The sequence below is a fragment of the Aliarcobacter skirrowii CCUG 10374 genome (genome assembly GCF_003544835.1).
Lineage (GTDB): Bacteria > Campylobacterota > Campylobacteria > Campylobacterales > Arcobacteraceae > Aliarcobacter > Aliarcobacter skirrowii.
Window position 1 is genome coordinate 776,326 of sequence record NZ_CP032099.1, and the last position, 24,823, is coordinate 801,148.

The 24,823-nt window shown below is 24.6% G+C and carries 28 protein-coding genes and 2 tRNA genes; 19 read left to right on the top strand and 11 right to left on the bottom strand.

All coding sequences use genetic code 11. The features are described 5' to 3' along the window. Positions 1–13: 13 nt before the first annotated feature. From ASKIR_RS04090 to ASKIR_RS04105, 4 genes are all read left to right on the top strand, one after another. Positions 14–277, top strand: coding sequence for a hypothetical protein (locus ASKIR_RS04090; protein WP_115588551.1), 264 nt, complete (start codon positions 14–16; stop codon positions 275–277). Beyond that, entirely contained in the window at positions 277–1,365 is a 1,089-nt protein-coding gene (locus tag ASKIR_RS04095; protein WP_115588552.1) for a glycoside hydrolase family 19 protein, read from the top strand. The genes ASKIR_RS04090 and ASKIR_RS04095 overlap by 1 nt, the downstream gene beginning before the upstream one ends. After that, positions 1,362–2,393 (top strand): tetratricopeptide repeat protein, encoded by a 1,032-nt coding sequence (locus ASKIR_RS04100; protein WP_115588553.1) that lies wholly within the window; start codon positions 1,362–1,364, stop codon positions 2,391–2,393. Before ASKIR_RS04095 ends, ASKIR_RS04100 begins: the two co-directional genes overlap by 4 nt. A gap of 174 nt (positions 2,394–2,567) precedes the next feature. After that, positions 2,568–3,530 (top strand): GNAT family N-acetyltransferase, encoded by a 963-nt coding sequence (locus ASKIR_RS04105; protein ID WP_115588555.1) that lies wholly within the window; start codon positions 2,568–2,570, stop codon positions 3,528–3,530. Here ASKIR_RS04105 and ASKIR_RS04110 read toward each other — a convergent pair. Both ASKIR_RS04110 and ASKIR_RS04115 read right to left on the bottom strand, forming a co-directional pair. Beyond that, the gene (locus tag ASKIR_RS04110) at positions 3,505–4,230 is read right to left on the bottom strand and encodes a methyltransferase domain-containing protein (protein ID WP_115588554.1); all 726 of its coding nucleotides are present in this window, start codon (positions 4,228–4,230) and stop codon (positions 3,505–3,507) included. The two genes, ASKIR_RS04105 and ASKIR_RS04110, sit on opposite strands and share 26 nt — an antisense overlap. A gap of 45 nt (positions 4,231–4,275) precedes the next feature. Beyond that, positions 4,276–5,214, bottom strand: coding sequence for a tyrosine-type recombinase/integrase (locus tag ASKIR_RS04115; RefSeq protein WP_115588556.1), 939 nt, complete (start codon positions 5,212–5,214; stop codon positions 4,276–4,278). Between the two features lie 119 nt (positions 5,215–5,333). Between ASKIR_RS04115 and ASKIR_RS04120 the strand changes: the two genes are divergently transcribed. Genes ASKIR_RS04120 through ASKIR_RS04160 form a run of 9 tightly spaced genes read left to right on the top strand, consistent with a single transcriptional unit; the run spans position 5,334 to position 17,730 of the window. Then, on the top strand, positions 5,334–6,542 hold the full coding sequence (locus tag ASKIR_RS04120; protein WP_115588557.1) for an exonuclease SbcCD subunit D C-terminal domain-containing protein: 1,209 nt from the start codon (positions 5,334–5,336) through the stop codon (positions 6,540–6,542). Continuing rightward, positions 6,539–10,120, top strand: coding sequence for an AAA family ATPase (locus tag ASKIR_RS04125; RefSeq protein WP_115588558.1), 3,582 nt, complete (start codon positions 6,539–6,541; stop codon positions 10,118–10,120). The genes ASKIR_RS04120 and ASKIR_RS04125 overlap by 4 nt, the downstream gene beginning before the upstream one ends. Positions 10,121–10,132: 12 nt before the next feature. After that, entirely contained in the window at positions 10,133–10,444 is a 312-nt protein-coding gene (locus tag ASKIR_RS04130; protein WP_115588559.1) for a hypothetical protein, read from the top strand. Then, on the top strand, positions 10,441–12,564 hold the full coding sequence (locus ASKIR_RS04135) for an ATP-binding protein (RefSeq protein ID WP_115588560.1): 2,124 nt from the start codon (positions 10,441–10,443) through the stop codon (positions 12,562–12,564). The genes ASKIR_RS04130 and ASKIR_RS04135 overlap by 4 nt, the downstream gene beginning before the upstream one ends. A 10-nt stretch (positions 12,565–12,574) precedes the next feature. Further along, the gene (locus ASKIR_RS04140) at positions 12,575–12,796 is read left to right on the top strand and encodes a hypothetical protein (protein ID WP_115588561.1); all 222 of its coding nucleotides are present in this window, start codon (positions 12,575–12,577) and stop codon (positions 12,794–12,796) included. Between the two features lie 9 nt (positions 12,797–12,805). Next, a complete protein-coding gene (locus ASKIR_RS04145) occupies positions 12,806–14,284 on the top strand; it encodes a DUF2779 domain-containing protein (RefSeq protein WP_174694326.1) in 1,479 nt (492 codons plus the stop codon). Between the two features lie 6 nt (positions 14,285–14,290). Beyond that, the gene (locus ASKIR_RS04150; RefSeq protein WP_115588562.1) at positions 14,291–16,993 is read left to right on the top strand and encodes an AAA domain-containing protein; all 2,703 of its coding nucleotides are present in this window, start codon (positions 14,291–14,293) and stop codon (positions 16,991–16,993) included. A gap of 13 nt (positions 16,994–17,006) precedes the next feature. Then, entirely contained in the window at positions 17,007–17,423 is a 417-nt protein-coding gene (locus tag ASKIR_RS04155) for a hypothetical protein (protein WP_115588563.1), read from the top strand. Next, positions 17,413–17,730, top strand: a complete 318-nt coding sequence (locus ASKIR_RS04160; protein ID WP_066429712.1) for a hypothetical protein — start codon at positions 17,413–17,415, stop codon at positions 17,728–17,730. The genes ASKIR_RS04155 and ASKIR_RS04160 overlap by 11 nt, the downstream gene beginning before the upstream one ends. A gap of 28 nt (positions 17,731–17,758) precedes the next feature. Here ASKIR_RS04160 and ASKIR_RS10400 read toward each other — a convergent pair whose 3' ends face one another. Both ASKIR_RS10400 and ASKIR_RS10255 read right to left on the bottom strand, forming a co-directional pair. Then, positions 17,759–17,887, bottom strand: coding sequence for a hypothetical protein (locus ASKIR_RS10400; RefSeq protein WP_014469095.1), 129 nt, complete (start codon positions 17,885–17,887; stop codon positions 17,759–17,761). 1 nt (position 17,888) lies between these two features. Beyond that, a complete protein-coding gene (locus ASKIR_RS10255; RefSeq protein ID WP_164966873.1) occupies positions 17,889–18,038 on the bottom strand; it encodes a hypothetical protein in 150 nt (49 codons plus the stop codon). Positions 18,039–18,117: 79 nt separating this feature from the next. Here ASKIR_RS10255 and ASKIR_RS04165 point away from each other — a divergent pair, with 79 nt between their 5' ends. The 4 genes from ASKIR_RS04165 (at position 18,118) to ASKIR_RS04180 (ending at position 20,247) form a co-directional block, all read left to right on the top strand. Next, entirely contained in the window at positions 18,118–18,459 is a 342-nt protein-coding gene (locus ASKIR_RS04165) for a hypothetical protein (protein WP_066429710.1), read from the top strand. A 99-nt stretch (positions 18,460–18,558) separates the two neighbouring features. Next, entirely contained in the window at positions 18,559–19,221 is a 663-nt protein-coding gene (locus tag ASKIR_RS04170) for an AAA family ATPase (protein ID WP_066429708.1), read from the top strand. A 69-nt stretch (positions 19,222–19,290) separates the two neighbouring features. After that, complete coding sequence (locus ASKIR_RS04175) at positions 19,291–19,584, top strand: plasmid mobilization protein (RefSeq protein ID WP_066429700.1); 294 nt, start codon at positions 19,291–19,293, stop codon at positions 19,582–19,584. A 396-nt stretch (positions 19,585–19,980) separates the two neighbouring features. Continuing rightward, positions 19,981–20,247: an FtsZ/tubulin family protein gene (locus ASKIR_RS04180; RefSeq protein WP_066429698.1), complete on the top strand. Its 267-nt coding sequence runs from the start codon at positions 19,981–19,983 to the stop codon at positions 20,245–20,247. On the opposite strand, the gene ASKIR_RS04185 is transcribed toward ASKIR_RS04180, so the two are convergent. The 3 genes from ASKIR_RS04185 to ASKIR_RS04195 form a co-directional block, all read right to left on the bottom strand. Next, on the bottom strand, positions 20,222–20,470 hold the full coding sequence (locus ASKIR_RS04185; RefSeq protein WP_066429696.1) for a hypothetical protein: 249 nt from the start codon (positions 20,468–20,470) through the stop codon (positions 20,222–20,224). The two genes, ASKIR_RS04180 and ASKIR_RS04185, sit on opposite strands and share 26 nt — an antisense overlap. Before the next feature lie 98 nt (positions 20,471–20,568). Next, the gene (locus ASKIR_RS04190) at positions 20,569–21,120 is read right to left on the bottom strand and encodes a hypothetical protein (RefSeq protein ID WP_066429695.1); all 552 of its coding nucleotides are present in this window, start codon (positions 21,118–21,120) and stop codon (positions 20,569–20,571) included. Further along, entirely contained in the window at positions 21,117–21,527 is a 411-nt protein-coding gene (locus ASKIR_RS04195) for an ATP-binding protein (RefSeq protein WP_128994505.1), read from the bottom strand. Before ASKIR_RS04195 ends, ASKIR_RS04190 begins: the two co-directional genes overlap by 4 nt. A gap of 346 nt (positions 21,528–21,873) precedes the next feature. Between ASKIR_RS04195 and ASKIR_RS04200 the strand changes: the two genes are divergently transcribed. After that, on the top strand, positions 21,874–22,116 hold the full coding sequence (locus ASKIR_RS04200) for a helix-turn-helix transcriptional regulator (RefSeq protein WP_066429689.1): 243 nt from the start codon (positions 21,874–21,876) through the stop codon (positions 22,114–22,116). A 17-nt stretch (positions 22,117–22,133) separates the two neighbouring features. Continuing rightward, positions 22,134–23,120, top strand: coding sequence for a replication initiation protein (locus ASKIR_RS04205; RefSeq protein WP_083205871.1), 987 nt, complete (start codon positions 22,134–22,136; stop codon positions 23,118–23,120). Between the two features lie 336 nt (positions 23,121–23,456). Here the strand turns inward: ASKIR_RS04205 and ASKIR_RS04210 are convergent. The 4 genes from ASKIR_RS04210 to nusB form a co-directional block, all read right to left on the bottom strand. Beyond that, positions 23,457–23,533: transfer RNA gene (locus tag ASKIR_RS04210), tRNA-Ile, on the bottom strand. A gap of 5 nt (positions 23,534–23,538) precedes the next feature. Then, positions 23,539–23,628, bottom strand: a tRNA-Ser gene (locus ASKIR_RS04215). Between the two features lie 99 nt (positions 23,629–23,727). Then, positions 23,728–24,426: an orotidine-5'-phosphate decarboxylase gene (gene pyrF, locus ASKIR_RS04220; RefSeq protein ID WP_082946356.1), complete on the bottom strand. Its 699-nt coding sequence runs from the start codon at positions 24,424–24,426 to the stop codon at positions 23,728–23,730. Position 24,427: 1 nt separating this feature from the next. After that, the gene (gene nusB / locus ASKIR_RS04225) at positions 24,428–24,823 is read right to left on the bottom strand and encodes a transcription antitermination factor NusB (RefSeq protein WP_115588564.1); all 396 of its coding nucleotides are present in this window, start codon (positions 24,821–24,823) and stop codon (positions 24,428–24,430) included.

Sequence of the window (24,823 nt, forward strand, 5' to 3'; positions counted from 1 at the left end):
GTTTTTACAAAACTTGTATAAAGAAGTAAGTAAAAGCTTTGGAATAAATATAAAAAACTATCATTTAAAATCAAATGAGAGTAAACAAGAATCAAATGAGATAAACTTAGAAGGATATGAAGAAGTAGTATTAAGATGCGGAAGTAATGCTTTGATAATAAACCAAAGTGGAATAGAGTTTAAGACAAGTAAATATGAGAGTAATAGTTCTAATGGTGGAGTGAAAGCAAAGGAAATAATAGAGAAAAATTCTCTTAGAAATATGGGGTTTAAATAATGATAAAGAAAAATATATATGAATGTGTAACATTGGATGTAACTGCTATGTTTGATGATGGTCAACCGCTAAAGGGAAGTATAGCATTTGTAACAAAAGAATATGATATAAAACTTCCAGAAGATAAGAATAAAAAAGAGTATATTTTATTTAAAAAAGAGTTTACAGTAGAAGTAAAAGATGATATAGCAGAATATAAATTTGTAATAAAAAAAATAATAGATGATAATAATATAAAACAAGAAGATATAGCATATGTAAAGGGTTGGATTGATGTTGATGGAGAAGGTGAATATGATATAGAGTATGATTTAGAAGTGTTTTTAGAGATAGAATTAATCACAAAAGATATGCTAGTTGCTATGGGGTGTACAAATATAGAAAAAGAAGAAGAACTTCTTGAAGCATTAAATAAATATTGTAAACAGTATGAGATAAATACTCCAATAAGGATTGCACATTTTTTAAGTCAAACTGCACATGAGAGTGGTGGATTTAAAAAATTTGAAGAAGATGATACATATCGTGAAAGTATAGCTATACAAAATAGTTGTTATAAGAAATATAGGGAAAGTCCTGAAGGTAAAGATATAGTTTTAGAACCAATGATAAAAGATGGGAAACAAGTTGATTTTAAATGTAAACAACCAGAATATTTTAATTGTAAATACTATAAAGAAGATTTAGGAAATAGTCCAGAAGATGGTCATAAATATAGAGGAAGAGGATTAATTCAAATAACGGGAAGGACAAACTATCAAGGATTTACAGATGAATATAATAAGAAAAACCAAAATGATAAACAAAACTTTATGGACAATCCTGATTTAGTTTCTACGAATATAGATTATTCAGTAGCTTCAGCTTGTTATTGGTGGAATAACTTATCTGCAAGAGGTGGAAGTGTGAATAAATATGCAGATAAAGGAGCAACTAAAATAGATGTTTATAATGTTAGTTGGTGTGTTAATGCTAGACAAAAGCAAAAGAAACCATTTATGCCAGAATATAGTGAAGAAGCAAATGGATTAGAAGATAGATGGAATAAGTTTGAAAAAATAGCAAAATATTTAGGATTAATAAAATGAAGAAATTAATAATATTTATAATAATACTTTTTAGCATAAGTTTAAATGCAGTTGTAACAGATGAAGAAGTTGAATATATGGAAGAATATTGGCATACAGAAAATCCTAAAGAACAAATAAAATCTTTAAATTTTAAAACTAAGAATTTTGATATTACAACGGAAATTATAAAATATAACTATGTTCCTTTGTGGCAAGATGAAAATGCAGAAATTCTTCCATATAGAATTCCAGAAAATAATCAATTAAAAGGTTATTTACATTTTAATGGGACAAAAAAACATTTTTTTAATGATAATTATAGCTATGCAGAGTATCAAGCATTTGAACAGATAGTTTGTGATAAAAAGGATTATATAAATTTAATTTTTGTACAAATAGAATTAGACTCTGAAATTAGATTTAAAGAAATGGTGTTTACCCCATATATTTTTAAAATTATAAAAAAATTAAATAATGAGTATAATTTAATAGATGTAAGTGAGAATAATAAAAAAATATTAAATTACTCAAATAATTCAATAAGTTTAAACTTATCTTATAAAGCTAAGTATAGATACCCATATTATAATAAAGAGAAAATAATCAATAGATTAGTAGAAACAGGTTTTTGTAAAAAAGATGAAATTGTTGAAGGAAAAATTGTAGTTTTAGAAGAAGTAAAAGTAGTATCTTTGGAAGAATTAATGAATAAAATTAAAGATAAAGATATAAAAATCGATACTTACTATTTAGTAAACTCTTTTGTAAAATATCCATTGACAAATAAAACAGTTCAAATATATAACGATATAGCTTATTATCTACAAGAAGTAGATGGGAATGAAGAAGCAATATTTTTATTAGAAAAGATTATAGAAAAGTACCCAAATAGAATAGTTGCATATTTAAATATTGCAGATGCTTATATTGGAATAAATAATAAAGAAAAAGCAAAAGAGAATTATAAAAAATATATTAATCTAATGAAACAAGATAATAAAGAAGAAAAAATACCAAAAAGAGTTTTAGAGTTTTTAGAGAACTAAAACTTGAAATAATTTAAATACAGAAGTATTAAATAATGAGAATAAAAGAGTAGAGAAAGATCAAAGAGTAATAATAGAAAGAATTTATAAATAATAGATAGTTGTATTTACAGTAATCATAACTAAAACTAATTTTTGGCATAATAACTGAATATAAAATAATAGGATATTATATTGAAAACAATTTCATCACCAAGTTATATTATAAGATTATTTGAAGATAGCAAATCAGAAGACTTTATACAGGCTCTAGATATTTATATAAATGAAATGCCATCAGAATTAAGGACTTCATCCAATGAAATAATTTATTGGATTGATAATTATAATAACCTATTTGAGGATAAAATTTTAATTTTTGGATTTTATGAGAATGACAAAATCATAGGTTTTTCACAATGTTTATATTTTAAAAAAGAGTCTTTTATTACAATTGACTATTTCGTAATTGCATCTAGTCATAGAGGAAATCATTCTTTTCAAATGATAATTGCCCTTTTAAAAGAATTTCTTAAAGAATATAAATTTGAATATAATTTTATTGTTACTGAGGTAGAATCAAAAAATAAATCACTATTACAACTCTTGAAGATGAATGGCTTTGGAGAAATTCAATCTAAATATTTTCAACCTTCTTTAGGTATTAATAATCATGATAGTTTAATTGAAGCAAAAATATTATATTTTCCTGCATATGAGGATAGAGTAATAAAAAAAGAAACTTATAAAATGATTGTGGAAACTATTTATAATAATCATTATGTAAGGTGGTACAAAGAATTTCTATCAGAAAAAGATTTAAAATCTTATATGATTATTATAGAACAATTAAAAGTTAAAATATTTGATAGTTTGCATAGTGAAATTAATATAAATGGTGGAATTAAGCCAATGAATAATTATAGTGAATTTAATGTTGGCAAGGAAATAAAAAATACAACTACAATTTTGGGGATTATTTTTATCTTTGCATTAATAACTTTACTATTAGGAAAAGCATTTGATATGTCTTTATTGCAAACAATAAGCTTTGTTATAATTAATACATCAATGTTTTTTTTAGTTTATTCTCTTGTTTCAAAAAAGGGTATTGAACAATTTAAATTAATACTTAAACTTTTTGGCAAAGTAAAATAATATTTGATGAATAGTTTTTTAGAAAAGGAATATGTGATAAAAAACTATCAAATATAGAAAATTTACTGGCAACTTTTTCATTTTTATAGAATCTATAAATTAGTGGAGATAATATATGAAATTTTTTTGATTTTATAATTTTAAAATTATTTAATTCTAATAGTTCTTTAATAAATTTATGTGAATAAATCCAAATTTTTTCTTCTTTATTTTTATAGAATGTATTTACAATATTAGCTTTCTTTTTAAAATTATCGGTTAAAAAATATTCAAAACTATAACTATTTTCAAATTCTAAGATTAAATATCCTCCAGTATTCAAAATTCTGCTAAACTCTTGAATTGTACATAATGCATCAGTATAATTTATTACACTACCTACACATAAAATAAAATCCAATTCATTGTTTTTTAAAGGAAGTTTTTCTATTGACCCGATTATATAATGTGGTTTATCAATTATATTTTTTTCTATTAAATCTACATGAATATGTTTTTCACAGTTAATTTCATAATCATTACCAGCAGAGCCAGCATTTAACAATGTAAAATTACTCCCTAAATTAAGTTTCTTGATTTCATTTTTTATAAATTTTTTAATTTTTATAAAAGTATAAAAATGCCAAGAATCTTCTTCTGTCCAGATTTCATCAATATTATTATAATTTTTTTGAATTTCATTGTAATCAATAGATGACATATAATATCCTATTATTATGTATTCATTTTAATAGGATAAGCTATATTAAGATTGGAACTGAAAGTTTCTTCTTGGATGTTTTGTTGATAAAATTTTTCTTTGTTGTTTCATATTTATTTGAGTATAAATTTGAGTTGTTGAAATAGATGCATGTCCTAGCATTCCTTGTATATATCTAATATCAACTCCTTCTTCAAGAAGCATAGTTGCAAAACTATGACGAAACATATGTGGAGTTAAATGTTGTTGTATATTTGCTTTTATTTGATATTTTTTAATCATATTTGCAATAGAATATTCTGTAAATTTATTACCTAATCGATTAATAAAAAACCACTCTTTTTTAAGTATTTCATCTTTGAATAGAGACAAATACTCTTTTAAAGCTGTTTTTACTTCCTGCTCACATATTTGGATAGTTCTTTCTTTCCCACCTTTGCCTAAAACTTTTATATTTCCAGTACTTAAATTAAAATCATGATGTTTAATATTACTAATCTCTGATACTCTAAGCCCTGTTGCAAATAATAATTCTAAAATAGCAATATCTCTAATAAGTGCTTTATATGAATATTTTTCTATTTCATTAGAATTGGATTTTATTTTATAAATATATTTAAAAAGTTTTCTAATATTTTGAATTTCAATTGTTTTTGGTAGTAATTTCTGTTCTTTTATTGAAACTCTTATCTTTCTAAATGGACTTATTGTAATAATTTCTTCAAACTCAAGATGAGAAAAAAAAGCTTTTAATGTTGCTAATTTTCGTTTAATTGACTTTGGTTTTAATTCTAAGTTATATAAATATTCAATATACTCCTTTAGTATGTCTTTGTTAATATCATTAATACTCATATATTTTAAATTCTTAAATTTTTTGAATTGCTCTATATCTATTGTATAAGCTACAATAGTTTTTTGGTTTAGATTCTTTTCAAATTTACAATGAAATAAAAAATCTTGTAATAACTTGTCTATGTTCATATTTTCTCCTAAAATTTGTTTTTGCATTATCGTACAATAATATAGAAAAGAAGAAACAAATAACTAACAATTTATATTGTTTTAACTATAATAAACCTAATACACATCAGGAAACATAAATGAAGATTTTACACACATCAGATTGGCATCTTGGTCAAAATTTTATGGGAAAAAGTAGGGTAGATGAGCATGAAGCTTTTCTTTTTTGGCTTTTAAAAATTATAAAAGAAAAACATGTTGAAGTTTTAGTTATATCAGGAGATATTTTTGATACTGGAACACCTCCAAATTATGCTTTAGAGCTTTATTATAATTTTTTAAAAGAACTATCAAATATTAAAACACTTATTACTACTATTATAACTGCTGGAAATCATGATTCAGTATCAACATTAAAAGCACCAAAGCAACTTTTAGAAGTTTTAAATGTTCATGTTATTACAACTGGTGATGAAGATGAAAATGTAATTATTCCTATAAATAAAAATGATGATTTAATATCTATTGTTTGTGCTGTTCCATTTTTAAGAGATAGTGTTATTAGAGAATCTTTAAGTGGAATAACAATAAGTGAAAAAGAAAAATTAGCAAATAGTGGTATTAAAGCTTATTATGAAAATTGCTACAAAAAAGCACTTGAATTAAAACAAGAAAAAAGTAAAAAAGATAAAAATATCCCAATAATTGCAATGGGACACTTAACAACTGTTGGAAGTAGAAGTTCTCAAAGTGAAAGAGATATTTATATTGGTGGAACTATTGATATTGGCGGAGATTATTTAGCTTCTATGTTTGATTATGTTGCTTTAGGGCATCTTCATATAAATCAAATAGTTGGAAAAAATGAACATGTTAGATATTCAGGTTCTCCAATACCACTTAGTTTTTCAGAATCAAAAAATATTAAAAAAGTAAATCTTGTATCTTTTACTCAAAATAATATAAATATAGAAGAGTTAGAAATTCCACTTTTTAGAAAACTAATTGTTATCAAAGGAAATTTTGAAATTATAAAAAATGAACTTACTAAAATAGAAGATAAAAACTCTTGGATAGAAGTTCATATAAAAGATGATAATGCAATGTATGCAAATAATGAAATCAGACAACTTGCTTCAAAACTTGAACTAACACTTCTTGCTGTAAAAATAGATAAAAGTGAAAAGCAATTAAAAGCCAATGAATTAAAAGTTATAAGTTTAGATGAACTATCAGTTGAACAGGTATTTGAAAAAAGATTAGAACTTGAAGATTTAGAAGATAAAGAGCTTGAAAAAGAACTACTTTTAAACTTTAAAGAAGTAGTTTCTAAGGTGCAAAGCCTATGAAAATATTAAAAATAAAATTACTAAATATTAACTCACTAAAAGGTGAGTTTGAAGTAGACTTTGAAAAGTTTTTGAAAGATGAATCTTTATTTGCTATTACTGGACCAACAGGTGCTGGAAAAAGTACTATTTTAGATGTCATTACTTGTGCTTTATATGGAAGAACTGCAAGACTTACAAACCCAAATGAGCTAATGAGTAGACATACAGGGGAATGTTTATGTGAAGTTGAATTTGAAGTAAAAGGAAAAGTTTATAGAAGTTCTTGGAGTCAAAAAAGAGCTAGGAAAAGTTCTGATGGAGCTTTTCAAAGTGCTAAGATGGAAATTAGTGAAGTTGAAACAGGAAAAGTTTTAGAATCATATCTTTCTAAAGTTCCAAAATATATAGAAGATTTAAGTGGGCTTGATTTTGATAGATTCATTCAATCTATGATGTTGGCTCAAGGAAGCTTTGATGCTTTTTTAAAAGCAAAGGAAAATGAGCGTTCAAGTCTACTTGAAAAGATTACTGGAACACAAATCTATAAACAAATATCACAAGAGATATATCAAACTTATACTAGAAAAAATGATGAGATTAAATTAGATGAAAATTTATTAGGAAATATTGAACTTTTATCAAATGAAGTTGTTACTGAAAAGACTTTAATCTTAAATAATTCAAAAGCTCAAAAACTTGAACTTGATACTAAAGGAAATGAACTAAAAAAGGTAATTAATTGGCTTGAAAATTTACAAAAATTAGAAGCTGATAATACTAAGTATATTCAAGAGTTTGAGCAAATCAGTCTTGAAAAAGAGAACAAAAAAGAAGACTTTATGAGACTAGACTTAGCAAATAAAGCTTTAAATGTTCAGCCAATATATCAAGAAAAAAACTCTTTAACTCAAATAATAAATCAAGATAAAGAAAAACTAGAAAAACTTCAAAAAGAGTTAGAAGATTTAAAACAACTCTTACAATCAAAAACAAATGAATCATTAAAAACAAAGGATGAATTAGATAAAGAGAAAATTTCATTTGATTCAAACTCTAAAAAACTTCAAGAAGTAAGAACACTACAAACTAAAATAGAATCAAAATATCAAAATATCAAAGAGATAGAAAATAAAATAAGCTCTCAAAATGAACAAAAAATAAACCTAGATGAAGATTTAAAACTCTTAAAAACAAATCAAGAAAAAATTGATAATGAGTTAAAAACTATAAATGATTATCTAATTAAAAATAAAAATGATGAATCATTAAAAGAAGAGATATCTTTAATCTCAAAAAATGTAAATGATTATAAAGATGTACTAAAACTTTTAAATCAAATAGAAGAAAAACTTCAAAATAATAATTTAAATGAAAAGACTTTACAAGATAGTTTTACAAAAGCAAAAAAAGAGTTTGATGAGATAAAAGTACTGTTTGATGTAAAAGATAAGGAGTACAAAAACTTAGAAATTCAAACTTCAAGTTTTAATCAAAAAGAAGTAAATAATAGAGATAGATTAAAGAGTATTGAGAAACTAATTACTTCTGTAGATGAATATAAAAGATTGTTGGAATCTATATTAAAAGAAGAAAATATCATCTCTTCTTCAAAAGATGAATCAAAAACTATAAAAACAAATCTAGAAGAAAAAACAAAACTAATAAATGAAATTCAAACACATATACAAACTTTAAATGACAAAAGAGAAGCAGAACTTTTAATAGCAAAATATGAGCGTGATAGAGTAAATCTAAAAGAAGGTGAAGAGTGTTTCTTATGTGGTTCAAAAGAACATCCATTTGTAAATCATAAAAAAAGTGTAAGTGCAGATGAAACAACTTCAATAATTGCTCAAAAAAAGCAGATATTTGATGATGAAAATAAAGCTTTACGAACTATTGAATTAAATTTATCAAAACTAGAAACTAAAATAGAGAGTTCTACTTTAGAACTAAATAAATTATTAAAAAATAAAGAAGATATAGAACAAGTATTTAGTTCATTGAATTTTATTTTAACAGATGATTCAAAAACAAATTTAGAAGAAGAAAAGCAACTTTTAGAAGAAGAGTTAAAAAATATAATAAAAATAAGAGATGAGAAAGATAAAGTTTTAGCTCAAAGGGATAATCTTCAAAAAGAGTTAAATACTAAACAAACTTTAGTTTCTCAAAATGAACAAGAACTTTATAAATTAAAAAGTTTAATAGATCAATTACAAAATGAACAAATTCAAAACATGTCTAAAAAACAAAGTTTAGATGAGGAACTTTCAAAAGTATATAGTAAATATGAACTAATATTTGATGAAAAGTTTGAAGAAAACTTTAGAACAATAGTAGCAAAAAAAGATAGTTTTATAAATAATGAAACATCAAAAAAAGAGCTTGATACTAAACTTCAAGGCTTAACAATACAACTAAAAGAGCTTGATACAAAAATCAGATCAATAGAGTCAAGTTTAAAAATAGACGCTGAACAACTTTCTAAAATTTCTACTGAAACGAAAGAGTTACAGATTCAAAGTAAAGCTATTTTAGATGTATCTGATTTAAATATCTTTGAAAAAGAGATAACAAATAAATTTAACACTATTAACGAAAAATATACCTCTTTATCAAAAGAGTTAGTAAATCTAAATTCAAAAAATGAATCACTAAATACTCAAATAATAGAGTTAAATCAAAAACAAATTAATGATAATACAAAACTAGAAGAGATAACACAAAATTTCAATAATGCCTTACTCGAAAACAGTTTTAGTTCAAAAGAAGAGTTTGAGAAAGCACTTTTATCAAAAGAGTTAAGAGAAGAGTTATCTATGAAGTGTAAAGCTCTAGAAGAAAAATATACTCAAATTCAAACTCTAAAAATAGATACAGCAAAAAAACTATCTGAACAAAAAGAGTTAAATCTAACAGATAAAGAACTTCAAACTTTAAATGATGAATTAAAAGAGTTGCAAACTTCTATTGATGAACTCCAAAAATCAATAGGTAGTTTAGAAAAAGAGCTTGAAATCAATGCTTCAAATATGAAAAAACATGAAGATAAAATTAAAGAGTTAGAAAAGAAAAAAGAAGCCTTTAAAGTATGGATAAAACTAAATGAAATGATAGGTTCAGCAAGTGGTGATAAATTTGCGAAATTTGCTCAAGGTATCACTTTAGACCAACTAATCTATCTAGCAAATAAACATTTACAGATCTTAAGTCCAAGATATGAACTTCAAAGAAGTAGTGATTCAAGTAAGCTACTAGAAATAGAAATAATAGATGGTTTTCAAGGGGATGTAGTAAGACCTGTAAGTACACTTTCAGGTGGTGAAAGCTTCATAGTAAGTCTTTCATTAGCACTTGGACTTTCAGCACTTGCAAGTCAAAAGATAAGTATAGACTCACTTTTCTTGGATGAAGGATTTGGAACACTTGACAGTGATAGTTTAGAGTTGGCACTAAATGCGCTAAATCAACTTCAAAGTTCAGGAAAGATGGTAGGTGTGATTTCCCATGTGGAAGCATTAAAAGAGCGAATTCCATTGCAGATTAGGGTTATGCCTAAGGGTGATGGAACGAGTGGTTTAAATTTAAATTAGAAGGAGTATAGAATGTTAGAGAAGTTTTTACAAGCAATTCATGAGAAAAGATACTTATCTGTAGATTTTATTGCAAAAGAAGATAATTTATTAAGAAATAGAAAGTGTGTACCATTTGATTATGGAGAAAGTAGAAGATATAAAGATGGCAAAGATAGATTTCATTTCTTAGATTTAAATAGTCCAGATGGAAAACATAATCTTTCAATTTTACCCGAACAAGTTAAAAAAGTTGAAATATTGGATGAGTCATTTGAACCTAAAGACTATATAAGTTGGACTCCTAATTGGATTGTAGAAAGAGATTGGGGAATTTTTTCATGAGTGAATTTAATATTCAACTGAAAAATTGTAATAGTATAGAAAATGGTAGTATTAAAATTATTGAAAATTCTTTGAATATTAAATATGCAATAAATGGAACTGGAAAATCTACAAGTTCAAAAGCTATAGAATATGCAGTTAATGATAAGAATAATGCTACTTCAGATTTACTTAAATTAAAGCCTTTTAAATATAGAAATGAGTCTGATACTAATAATCCTAAAGTAATAGGAATTGAAACAATTAGCAGTATAGCTGTATTTAATGAGGATTATGTAAATCAAATTGTTTTACAATCCAATGATGTTCTAAAAAATAGTTTTGATATTTTTATTAACAATGATGATTATAAAAATGGTATGAGTGAAATAAATGAGTTGATAATAGAAATATCTAAAACCTTTGATGAAAATCAAGGCATAGAAATAATGCTTAATGACTTAAATGAACTCTTACAAAGTTTTGGGAATGCAAAAGGATTATCTAAATCAAGTATTTTTTTTAAAGGAGTTGGAAAGGGGAATTTGGTTGAAAATATTCCTGAAGAACTTGTTGTATATAAAGATTTCATACAAAATGAGAAAAATATCACTTGGCTTAAATGGCAAATGTCAGGGAAAGATTATTTAGATATTTCATCATGTTGTCCCTTTTGTACATCATCTGATATAGAAGAGAAAAAAGAAACTATTTTAACTGTAGAAAAAAAGTATGATTCAAAATTAATTGAACATTTAAATAAAGTGATTCAAACTGTATCAAAATTAAAAGCATATTTTACTCAAGATACATATGATAATATAATTTCAATATCAAAAAATGTTGATGGATTGAAAAAAGAGGAAGAAAATTTTCTTCTTGAAATAAAGGAACAAGTAAATACTTTAATAGATAAACTTATAAATATAAAAAGGCTAGGGTTTCAATCCTTAAAAGATTTTGATAAAGTTGATACTATTATTAAAGATTTAAAAATTAACATAGAGTATATTAATCATTTAAATACTGAAACTACATCTCAAAAAATAAACAAGATAAATGATTCATTAGAGTCAATTTTGCAGAAATCAGGACAATTACAAGGGAAAGTGAGACTTCAGAAAATAAGAATAGAAGAAACTATTAAAACCTATAAAGATGAAATAAATGATTTTCTTAAATATGCAGGATATAATTATTCTGTAAATATAGAAGAAGATGTTTCAAAACAAACATATTCAATGAAGCTTAAACATAATGATTTTATTGATAGTAATATTGATAATGCAAGAAATCATTTAAGTTATGGTGAAAAAAATGCTTTTGCACTTATATTATTTATGTATGATGTTTTAAAAAATAATCAACAATTGATAATACTTGATGACCCAATTTCATCATTCGATAAAAACAAAAAGTTTGCAATAATTGAAAAGTTATTTAGGGGTGATAATAGTTTTAAGAATAAAACTGTATTGATGTTGACTCATGATTTTGAACCAATAGTTGACATTATCTTACATCATTCTGATATATTTAATGTTGTTAAACCAAATGCTTACTTTTTAGAAAATATTGATGGCATTTTATCTGAAAAATCAATTTCAAAAAATGATATTAAAACTTTTTTAGAAATTGCCCAAGAAAATATATTAAGTTTAGATGAACAGATAAATAAATTAATTTATTTACGAAGATTAAATGAAGTTACAAATAACAAGGGATTAGTATATCAGTTATTATCAAATATATTCCATAAGCGAGAAGTACCAAAGTATCAATCTTCTACTGAAGATAGGGATATGACAGAAACTGAAATTAATGATGCATCTGAAGAGATTAAAAATAGTATAAATGAACCTTTTGTATATAGTGTATGTTTTCAAAATATTAATGACAATAATGAATTAATTAGACTATATGAGAAAACTACAAATAATTATGAAAAGCTACAAATATATAGAGTTTTAAACAATAATAATCATAATAATCGTACTATAAGAAAATTTATTAATGAAACTTTTCATATAGAAAATGATTATATATATCAGCTAAATCCTTGTGTGTATCAAACTGTACCCAATTATATAATTAAAGAATGTGATAAAGACATTGAAATTATAAAACAAACATCAAATTGAAGGATAAAAAATGATAAAATATAAAGATATAAATGGTGATTCAGGTATTGAAGCTTATGAAATAGGCTCAGATAAAATAAATGTTAAATTTAGGAATACTGCAAAAATTTATGTATATTCATATGCAAGTGCAGGAAAAGAAAATATTGAACATATGAAAAAACTTGCTCAAAGTGGTGATGGTTTAAATAGTTTTATTAATCTAAATGTTAAATATAAATATGTTAGATAATAATTTATAATGACCCTATCAAAATCCCTCTATACAAAAGGCATCCAATGCCCCAAAGCACTGTGGCTTAGAAAATATAAGCCAAGTGTATTAACACCACCTGATGAGTCTGCCCTTGCAGTATTTGATACTGGAAATATAGTAGGAGATTTTGCTTGTCAACTTTTTCTAAATGGAAAAGAAGTCCCATATTCAAAAAACTATGATGAGATGATATCTACGACAAAACAGTGGCTTGATGAGAAAGTAGAAAATATTTATGAAGCTACTTTTAATTTTTCAGGTATTTTAATTATGGTAGATATTTTAACTATTTCTAATAATGAAGTATCTATTTATGAAGTTAAAAGTTCAACAGAAGTAAAAGATATATATTTACATGATGTATCTATTCAATATTATGTACTTAAAAACTTAGGTTTTAAAATAAAAAGTGCAAATGTAGTTCATATAAATAATGAATATATTAGAGATGATGAATTAGATATAAATCAACTTTTTAAAATAGTTGATGTTACAAATGAAGTTATATCATTACAATCAAATATTCCAAATATTTTAAAAGAGTTTGAAACATATTTAGAAGATAAAGAAAATGAACCAAATGTAGATATAGGTAAGCATTGTAATAATCCTTATGAATGTGATGCTAAAGAGTATTGTTGGAAAGTTCAAAGACAAATACCTGATTATTCTATATTTAATATTTTTAATCTTGGAAGTAAAAAACAAATAGAACTTTATAGTCAAGGTATTATAAATATAGATGATGTTCCACATGACTTTGATATGACTTCTATTCAAGCACAAGCAGTTGAAAACTATAAATCAAAAATTATATATATAGATATAGAAAATATCAAATCATTTTTACAAAATCTAACTTATCCAATATATCACTTAGATTTTGAAACATATCAACAAGCAATTCCTTTATATAAAGGTTTAAAAGCTTACGAACAAATACCATTTCAATATTCACTTCATATTGAGTATGAAGATGGCACATTAGAACATAAAGAGTATTTAGCAGAAGATAGTGTTGATAGTAGATATGAACTTGCTTTTAGACTTTGTGAAGATATCCCAAAAGATGTAACGGTATTAGCTTATAACATGAGTTTTGAAAAAGGTGTAATAAAAAGACTTTCAACACTATTTGAAGAGTTGAGTGAACATCTATTATCAATAAATGATAATATGCAAGATTTGATGGTTCCTTTTCAAAAGAAATGGTATGTAACTCCATCTATGAATGGAAGTTATTCTATCAAGTATGTTTTACCAGCACTTGTTCCAGAGTTTGAAAAAGCATACAAAGAACTAGATGGTGTTCAAAATGGAAGCCAAGCTATGAATGCTTTCGCAAGACTTAGTTCACTTGATGAAAAAGAAAAACAAAAACTTAGAAATTCACTTTTAGAGTATTGTAAACTTGATACTTTGGCTATGGTGAAAATTTTAGAGAAATTAAAAAAGATAAAGTAAAGTTATATGGATATAAATAAGTATTTAATTCTAATAAATGATGTTGATAAAACAGAAGAGATTGAAAATTTTGATGTTAATAAAAATAAAGTTGATATTGTTTTTAAAAGTAATGATACTAAATATTCATATAGTTTAGATAAAGTTAAGATAATTGAAAATCCCATAGAGATAAACTTAAATAGTTGTATTATTTTTTCAAATGGTAAACAATTATTTAAGATAAGTAAAATTCTTGATTTTAAAAGTCATTTGAGAATTTTTTTTGAAGATGGTAGTTGTAGATTATATGATAAAAAGCATATTAAAATAGAAAAAAACTCTTTAAACAATAATAGGATAAATAGTGTATTAGAGTATTTAAAAAGTTTAGCAGAAAGATTAAACAATACTGATGATAAAGAAGAAGTTGGATTTTTAGATAAACAATATAAAAAAATGACTTTCATAAGTGAAGATAGTGTTTTATCTAAATATTTAAGTTCTGGTATTATTGATACTTTTGTAAATAGACCTACAATTATCTTTCCTTTTGGTTTTAATTTAAGCCAAGAAAAAGCTGTAAAAAATGCACTAACAAATCAAATAAGTATTATAGAAGGACCTCCAGGTACTGGTAAAACACAAACTATATTAAATATTTTATCAAATATTATAATGCAAGGAAAAACAGTTGCTATTGTTTCAAATAATAATGCAGCAACAAAAAATGTATATGATAAATTAAGTAGTTACGATTTGTCTTTTATATCAGCTTTTTTGGGTAATAAAGATAATCAAGAAGAGTTTTTTAATCATCAAGATAGCAGTTATCCTAACTTTGTAAGTGAAAAAACTGAGGTTGATTTTAAAAAACTATATCAAGAGGTAAGTCAAGATATTAAATCTCTTAAAGAGATGTTATCTACTCAGAATGAATTAGCATTACAAAAGCAACTATATGAAGAATTTAAAGTAGAAAAAAAACATTTTTTAGACTATTATGAAAAAAAAGATAAAAATATGGAACATTTTAAAAGTTTTAAAAAGTATGATATTGATTCTTTACTCTCTTTATGGGCAGAGTTTGAAAGTATTCAACTTTTAAATAAAAAAATAACGCTTTTGTTTAAAATAAAGAATCTTATAAAATATAGGCTCTTTTCTTTTTCAATTTACAAATATCCAATAAACTCTATAATTGAATATCTTCAAAGTTTATTTTACGAGAATAAAGAGATTGAAATAACTAAACAAATAAATACACTTGAAAATAAGTTATCAAATTTTGATTTTGAAAATAAAATGAAGTTATATACTCAAAAGTCAATGTTCTTATTAAAAAGATTTATTTCAAATAAGTATAAATTTGCTACTAAAAGAACAATTTTTAATAGTGATGTTTTGTGGAGAGACTTTAGAAGTTTTATTGAAGAATATCCTATTGTCTTAAGTACAACACATTCATTAAGAAACTCTACAGGAAATAGCTATTTATATGATTATTTGATAATAGATGAATCTTCACAAGTTGATGTACTTTCAGGATCTTTAGCTTTATCTTGTGCAAAAAATGTAGTTATTGTTGGTGACCTAAAACAACTACCTCATGTAATTACAAATGAAACAAAAGATTTAATTCAAATTGTTTACAATCAATACAAAGTTGATGAAGCCTATCATTATGATAATAACTTGTTACTATCAATTAGTAAAATTTTTAAGGATGTTCCAAAAACACTGTTAAAAGAACATTATAGATGTAATCCAAAAATCATAGGTTTTTGTAATAAGAAATTTTATAATGATGAGCTAATTGTTTTAACAAAAGTTAAAAATGAAAATGAATCACCTTTAGTTTTATTTAATACGGCAGAGGGAAATCATGCAAGAGGAAAATACAATCAACGTCAAATTGATGTAATTACTAATGAGATATTACCAAATTTAAATAATAGTAGTATAGGAATAATATCTCCATTTAGAAAACAAGTAAATAAAATAAATGAAGAGTATAAAAATAATAAAGAAATAGAAGTTGATACTGTACATAAATATCAAGGTCGTGAAAAAAATATAATAATTTTAAGTACAGTAGTGACTGATGAAGATGATTTTGCTGATGATATGAATTTGTTAAATGTTGCTGTTTCAAGAGCTGTTGATAAACTTTATGTAGTAGTTTCAGATAGAGAAAAGAATCAAAACATGAAAGATTTAGTAGGATATGTCAAGTATTATAATTGTGATATTGTAGAAAGTAAAATTTACTCAATATTTGATTTACTTTATAAAAGTTATTCTTCTCATCTAAATAAGTATCAACAAAAATATAAAAATGTATCAGAACATAAATCTGAAAATTTGATGAGCCTTATAATAGATGAAGTACTGAAAGAGGATAACTTCCTTCATTTAGATGTGGTATTACATAGACAATTACGAGTGATAATTAAAGATTTTAGTTTACTAAATGAAGAAGAAACTAAATTTGTAAATAATGAAAATACTCATATAGATTTTTTAGTATATAGCAAAATTAATAAACAGATTGTTTTGGCAATTGAAGTTGATGGTTATAAGTATCATGAAAAAAATCCAATTCAATTAAAGAGAGATCAATTAAAAGATGGAATTTTGAAAAAATATAATATTCCAATCATGAGATTTTCAACAACTGCAAGTCAAGAAAGTAAAAGATTGAAAGATTATTTAATAACATTAATATAAAGGAATTAAATTTATGGAACAGCGTAGTATTTGGTGGAAAGTAGTTTTTTGGATAGGGATTATATTCTTAAGCTCGTTAAATGTATGGTTGTTTTCTGAAGACTATATATTTTTAGAGAATAATATTTTTAGTAATATTTATATAGGATTAATTTATTTAATAATTTTTATCTCATTCTTTGGAGTATGGGGATTTGTATATCAGAAAAGAGTTTTTTATCAAGAGTTTTGGATTTACATATTTTTTATAGTATTAGTTGACTTCATAGGTACTTATATCGTACCTCCTATTGAAACTTCAACACAAGAGATAGATTTTTTGACTATAATTTTTGAATTATTAATTTTAATAGCAATATTTCTATACTTTTATGCTTTATATCAATATGCCTTTAAAATGAAAGATTTATGGAGTGAAAATGACAAATAAACAAAAAATTACATCATTAATAATGGCATTAACTTTAGGTGGAGTTGCTGGACATCATATTGATGATATTGTTGAGAAATATGATTTACAAGTAAATAGATATCCAATAAAAATTGAATATGAAATTATTAACAACTGTATATCAAATTATGAAAAACCATTAGCAAGAAAAAATTATTTATATAAAAAAGAAATTTGTACTTGTGCATTAGGAAAAACAGAGTTAGACTACTCTTATTCTTCATATCAAAAAGATTATAATACTTTTTTAGAGATATTTGAATTAAAAGCAAAAGAGTGTATTTAACTATGAGATAAATCTCATAGTTTGTTAATTAGTCAAGATAATCGTCGTTGTTAGGATTATGAGCATCTGCCCAGTCATCCATATCAGCGTCATTATTTGGATTATTAATATCAGACCAAAGATCTAATTCCTCTTGAGTCATATTTGATGTATCCATTTTATTTATTTCCTTTTGAAGATTTTGAATCAACTATACTTTGAGTTTTTGAACTAAAAGTACCTTTTGGAGTTTGACCTCCATTTTGTCTAGCCGTTGCAGACTGGATTCTTTGTGATGCAGCTTTTGTCATTGGAGTTTGTTTTGCCATAATAGGCTCCTTTAAATATATTTCCTAAAATTAGGATAATGAAATTATAAAATAGCAGTAGAGGACAACAAGGGACAAAATGAGTAATAATATAAAAGAAAAACAAAAAGATTTAAAAGAGTGGATTACAAAAATTGGAATGACTCAAAAACACTTTATTGAACAGTATTGTATTGATAATTTTAATTTTACAGATGAAGAGATTGAACAATACTATGAAAAATTTAAAAAAGAGATAACTAGAACAACTACTAAAATAGAAGTTTTAGATAAATATTTTGAGTTTTTATATAGTTTAGATGAGTTTAAAAAAATAGGTTATGTAAAACCATTTTATATAGATGATGGTACATTTGATAAAAATTTTAATGAGAAAATGAAAAAGATATCAGAGAATATAACTAATTTTCTTCAAAAATAAAGTTTTATATCAATAAATTATTTGTATATTAATATTAATCTAATAGTAAATTAATATCATTTTAATTATAATTTAATATTAAAATATTAAGGAATTAAAATGATAATTTCAGTTTGTAATGAAAAAGGTGGTAGTGGAAAAACTACAATTGCTTTAAACATTGCAGTAAAACTTGGACTTTTAAAAGAGGATACTTTGCTAATTGATGCAGATCCTCAAAGAAGTATTGAAGTATTTACAAACATTAGAGCTAATGAAAATATTGATCTTATTTTTAATACTGTTTCTAAATTTGGTACAAGCCTTGGTAAAGAAGTTAAAAGTTTACAAAATAAATACTCTTCTATTGTAATTGATACAGGCGGAAGAGATAGTGAAGAAATGAGACAAGCTTTAGCAATTAGTGATTTAGTAATTATTCCAACACTTCCAAGTGATTTAGATATTGCTGTTTTAAATAAAATGATAAATTTGTTTAATCAAGCTAAAGCTTTTAATCCAAATGTTAAAGCACTTATTACTATTTCAAAAGCTAGTCCAAATCCTTTCTTAACTAAAAAGATAGAAGATTTAAAACAATATATAAAAGATAAGAATCTTGAAGATATAAAACTTTGTGAAAGTGTAATATATGAGAGAGAAGCATATAAAAACTCTTTTTCAAATGGTTTAGGAATACTTGAATTCCTTGATGAAAAGTCTAAAGCTTATCATGACTTTAATAACTTCTTTGATGAACTAGTTGAATATGTAAATAGTTAATTGGTATTTATTTAATAATAAATTAATATTAATATAATTATAGAATATAATTAAAATAAAGGTTATAAAATGAAAGAATCAATATTTAAGAAAAATGAAAAAAAATCATTTGCATTTGTTGAAGATCAAGTTACTCAAAATAGTGTAAATGAATTAGATGAATTTATAAACTCTGGAAGAGGGCAGACTAAAAAAGTTTTAAACCCAAAAGGTAGACCAAAACTTGAAGCTGACGAATTAAAACAAGAACAAATAGTAATTTACCTTACTAAAGAACAAAAAGATGAAATTACTAAAAAAGCAAAACAATCATCTCTAAGCGTTTCAAAATATGTAATGCTTAAAGTGTTTGGAATAAATTAAATGAAATTATAAACTCATAAAAATTAATAGTTGAGTGGTATTTTAATTATTTCAAGCATAAAAAATTTGACCGTTCAAAATTTTATATTTGTACTTTTTTGAGGTGTAGTTTTCTACATTTAAAGTTAAAACAATTAAAAAATGATTGAATATGTACTTAGAGTTTTGCAATGCTAATAGGTGTAGTTTTATGATATTAAACTAAGAAAAAAAGATAAAAAAACTAGAGACCGTTAAATATTTTGTGTTCTATAAAGTGTTGACAGATCAGCTCTAAAGTTCTGAGATATAAACTATCGCAAATTAATGAAATAATTTTTATTAACTTTTAGTACAGTTAGAAAAGATAATAATAACTTTATTATTACAGAACTTGGAGGATCATGTTCTAAAGCTTTGCTACAAATAGTAGATATTTTAAAAGAGAAAGATATTGCAGCAACTTATATTGCTTTAAAACCATTTATTCATGAAGGTAAAGAGAAAAATGATTTAGCAAATAGAACTATTAATAAATTCAATGAACTCAAAAATGACCTAAATGTCTTCGATAATAATGATTTATTAAAATTGTGTGATGATAATACAAAACTTACAGAAGCTTTTTTATTTATATTTTACATTAAAATTATAAAATTTAAACGTTATTTTTTGAGTCTTTGAAGTCTTTTACAACATACAAAATATAAATAACAGCAACAAACTCTAGAATGTTATTTTTTAATAAAGTATCTATATACTTAGGAATTTGAAAATCTCTTATACCATTCATAGTAGACTCATCTATTGATATTATAAATATACCAAATAAGCCAAACCAAAATATAACTGGTAAAAATGACTCAGTTAAAATATATACTACTTTTTGTGTAAATTCTTTTTTCATATGATGCATTTCCCTTATATAGTGTCTAAAATGATATCTAAATTAAAATTTAAATACTCTTATTTATAGTTTGAATAGAGAAAATATTTAAGTTTTTATTATTTTTCAATACTTTCCATAATTTTATACTTTAATAATTCTTCTATCGCTAAAGCAGTATGAATATCAGTAGTTTTAAATTGAGTTTTAGGTTTTATAGCATCTTCTAAATATATGAAAAATTGATAACCATACATAGTTTTTTCTAGTAAAAAAGATCTAATTTCTGTAAATTTTAGTTCAATATTTTCACATTTTTTATCAAAATTAACTATTATTGATTTATCTTTGATTTCTAAATATCCTGAATTATTATTTTTTGCTTTTTTATATAAAAGATAATATATAAAAGATGAAATAATTGTAATAAAAATAGTTAGTATAGATCCTAAAAAAGTATAAAAATAAGCTATTAATAATAAAAATGAAATCAATAAGGCAGTATGATTTATTAAATTTTCTTTATTTATAAAATATATTTTTATTACAGGTATTTGTTCTTTAAAGTTTTTTAAAGACTTATTAAAAGTATTATAGCTGTAATAATTATTGTTTTGAGTTCTAATCTGAGTCGAATTGGGTGCAGTTTGAGTGTATGTTTCTTGATTCATAAAATAGGTAACTTTGATATTAATTTTTTAAGTTCTACTTTTAGCTGCTCTTTTTTATTTAATACATCTGCTACACTTGATAAAGCTTGAAATAAAGGTAAGAACTCATCATCAATATTTATATTTTTATTTATAGAACTACTATTAAATACATCTTTTTCATTATTTTGAGTTTTAATTTGAGTTGAATTTGCTCCAGTTTGAGTAAAAGAAACAGAACTATCTCCAAATATTTCATTATAAATACCAAGTTCACGGCACTTTTTCTTTACTGCTGAAATTGAATTTCTAATCTTCCAATTTGAAATAGTTTGTTGTGTTGTATGTATTTTTTCAGAAAGTTCTGATGCACTACCTACTTTATAAAAGGAATACAATTTATCAAGTATATTTTCTACATTTTCCATTATAACCAACTAATTTAATCTTTATTTAAGTTAATACTTGTCAATATTACACATAACTAAACATTATTAAACATTTGTTTAGTTTTTTGTTCTTTTAATTTTTACTGTTAAAACAAAATAAACAATGATTAGTATATCAAATGTTACATAAACTTACATAAATTAATAAAAAAGGAGGTGATAAGTATGAAGTTTGGAAAGTATTTTTTTGAAAGTTTAGAAGAGTTCCAATCCATTCAAAAATTGGCGTTTACGAACTGGATTAGAACTATGAAAGAATTTACATAATTCTTAAGAGAAAATGTTAGCCAATATTTGGTTAAAAATTAAAAAGGAGAAAATAAAAATGAATATCGAAGATATAAAAAATAGTATTTTAGAAGAGCTTAATGATATGAAGTCAGAAAATAAAAACTGGTTAAATACGAAGGAGTTATCAAAATATTTAAAAGTTTCTATCAACCAACTAGAGAGCTGGAGAAGAGAGGGTTTTGGACCATCATATTTAAGACTTGGAAAAAGAAGAATTTTATATACAAAAATTGCTGTTGTTGATTTTATAGTTTCAAATCAAGTAAAAACTATGTAGTGATATGAGATTTAAAAATGGAGATAGTGCATATAAGAGAAAAAGATAGTAAAGATTTGATATACAAATCAAACAATCTAATAAATAGTAAATATAATATTACTTTAATTCAAGCTAGATATTTAGGCTTTGTAAGTAGTCTTATAAATGCTTATGATGATGACTTTTTTACTTATAGTATAAGAGTTCAAACTATTTTAAAATTTTTAGACATAGATAGAAAAAATTTAAATTGGTTGAGTGAGAGTTTAAAACAACTTCTTACAACAATGATTTGTTTGCAAAATAGAGAAAAAGTAGAAGAGTACACGACTTTTTTAAGTCATTTTAAACTTGATAAAGCAAATGATATTTTAGAGTTTAGTTTTCATAGCTCTTTGAAACCACATTTTTTAAAACTTAAAAACAATTTTACAAAGCTAAAGCTCGAGCAATATAACAAATTTGAGAGTGTTTATACTCTAAGGTTCTATGAGTGGTTAGAGTACAATTTTAGCCTTTATGATACTTATAAAAACTCAAAATTTAAAACTATTGAAATAACTTTAGATGAGTTATTAGTAAAGTTTACAAGTAGTTATAACTACAAAAAGAAAAAATTTGAAATTATATCAAGTTATAATCATTACAAAAATTTCAAACGAAAAGTTTTAGAAGTTGCAAAAAATGAATTAAGTACTAAATCTGATATCTATTTTGAATATCAAGAGATTAAAGTAAATAGAGCTGTTGAAAGCTTAGTAATCACTATAATTAAGAATGAAGAAAGAAGTTTAAAGGAATTCAAAGAAAAAAAGAAAAAAAATCTTCAAAGTTCTACCAGGCATAAACAAATAGCTCAAGAGCAGATAAAAAGGATACTAGCTAGAGCTAAAGAGATAAAGGATCCTCTGAAATATGAACAAAAACTTTATCAAAAATTTCTGAAGGGTACTTTGAAATTTGACAAAGATTTGCAAGAGATAAATGAGAGATTAGATAAAGAAATATTTGACTCAATTTAGCTCATAAAAAAGTAGCCGTAGCTCATAAAAAAGTAGCCGATAGCTCGATAAAGTTCATAAAAAAGTAGCCGTAGCTCATAAAAAAGTAGCCGATAGCTCGATAAAGTTCATAAAAAAGTAGCCGTAGCTCATAAAAAAGTAGCCGATAGAACTCTGTAGCTACCATAAAATGGCACTTTTTGCCCTGCTAAATAAGTAAATACTATTATGTAAAATAAGATAATACACAAGAGCTAATAAATATATTGTAAACATAAAATATTATATGGGTAGAAACAGGGTATAAAGATATAAAAAAATGAAAGCTTAAATCAAGCTAGAAGCTCGATAAAATCGTGGTGGGTCGTGAAGGACTCGAACCTTCGACCACTCGGTTATGAGCCGAGTGCTCTAACCAGCTGAGCTAACGACCCACAAATGGCGGACAGTGAGGGATTTGAACCCTCGGTACCGTTGCCAGTACGTCTCCTTAGCAGGGAGGTGGTTTCAGCCACTCACCCAACTGTCCGTTTTTTGTTACCAACTGGTTAAATTGGACGGGAATTATAGTTTTTAATCACTTAAAAAAGGCTTAAAAATGCCTTTTTTATAGCTCTTTCTAAAAATATTATATATTTTCTAATATCTTTTTAACTACCAATTCTGGATTTTCACTTTTATATATAGGTCTTCCTACAACTATAAAATCTACTAAATTATCTTTTGAGAATTTTATATCGGCAACTCTTTTTTGGTCACCACTATCTTCTCCAAAAGGACGAATTCCAGGACAAAGAGTTATGAAATCTTTTGAAGTGTTATTTTTAATATCAAGGCTTTCAAAAGCAGAGCAAACAACACCATCAAGTCCAGCTTCAAATGTATTTTTTGCAAACTCTCTTGCTTTTTTGTCTATATCTTCACCATATATTTTTTTAAAAGATTCATTATCAAATGAAGTTAAAGCTGTAACAGCTAAAACCAAAGGTCGATTTGGAATATCTTTGATTCTATTCATAACTGTTTTCATAGCTTCTATTCCAGCACTTGCATGAACATTAAACATATCTACTAAACCAAATTTTGAGATATCAAAAGCAGCATCTGCCATAGTATTTGGAATATCATAAAGCTTTAAATCTAAAAATATTTTAAAATCAGGATTTATAGCTTTTAAATCTTCTAAAAACTTTTTTCCATCTCTTAAATATGTTCTAAAACCAACTTTTAACCACATATCAAAATTTTTTAGCTTTTCTACTAAGGCTAAATTCTCCTCTTTGCTCTCTAAATCCAAAGATAAGCAAAGTTTCATATCTTTACTCATTTTAAGCCTTTTTTATTTGGTCTAAAATTGCATTTATAAACTTTGGTGCTCCATCACTTGCTAATTTTTTGCTAAGCTCTATTGCTTCATTTATAACTATTGCTTTTGATAGATTTTCAAAAAGTATTTCAAAAATTGCTAATCTTAAAATAGATTTTTCTACACTTCCAACATCTTGAATAGTTCCTTGAGTAAGATATTTGATAATCTCTTCATCTATTTTTTCTATATTTTTAACTGTTCCATTAAAAAGATTTAAAGCAAACTCTTTTTGGTTATTTCGTATCTTTTTTTCTTCTAAAATATCATCAACAAATTTTGAAATCTCTTCGTTTCCTAAATCATAGGCATATAAAAGACCAATTACTGACTCTCTTGCTTGTGTTCTTGTTGCCAA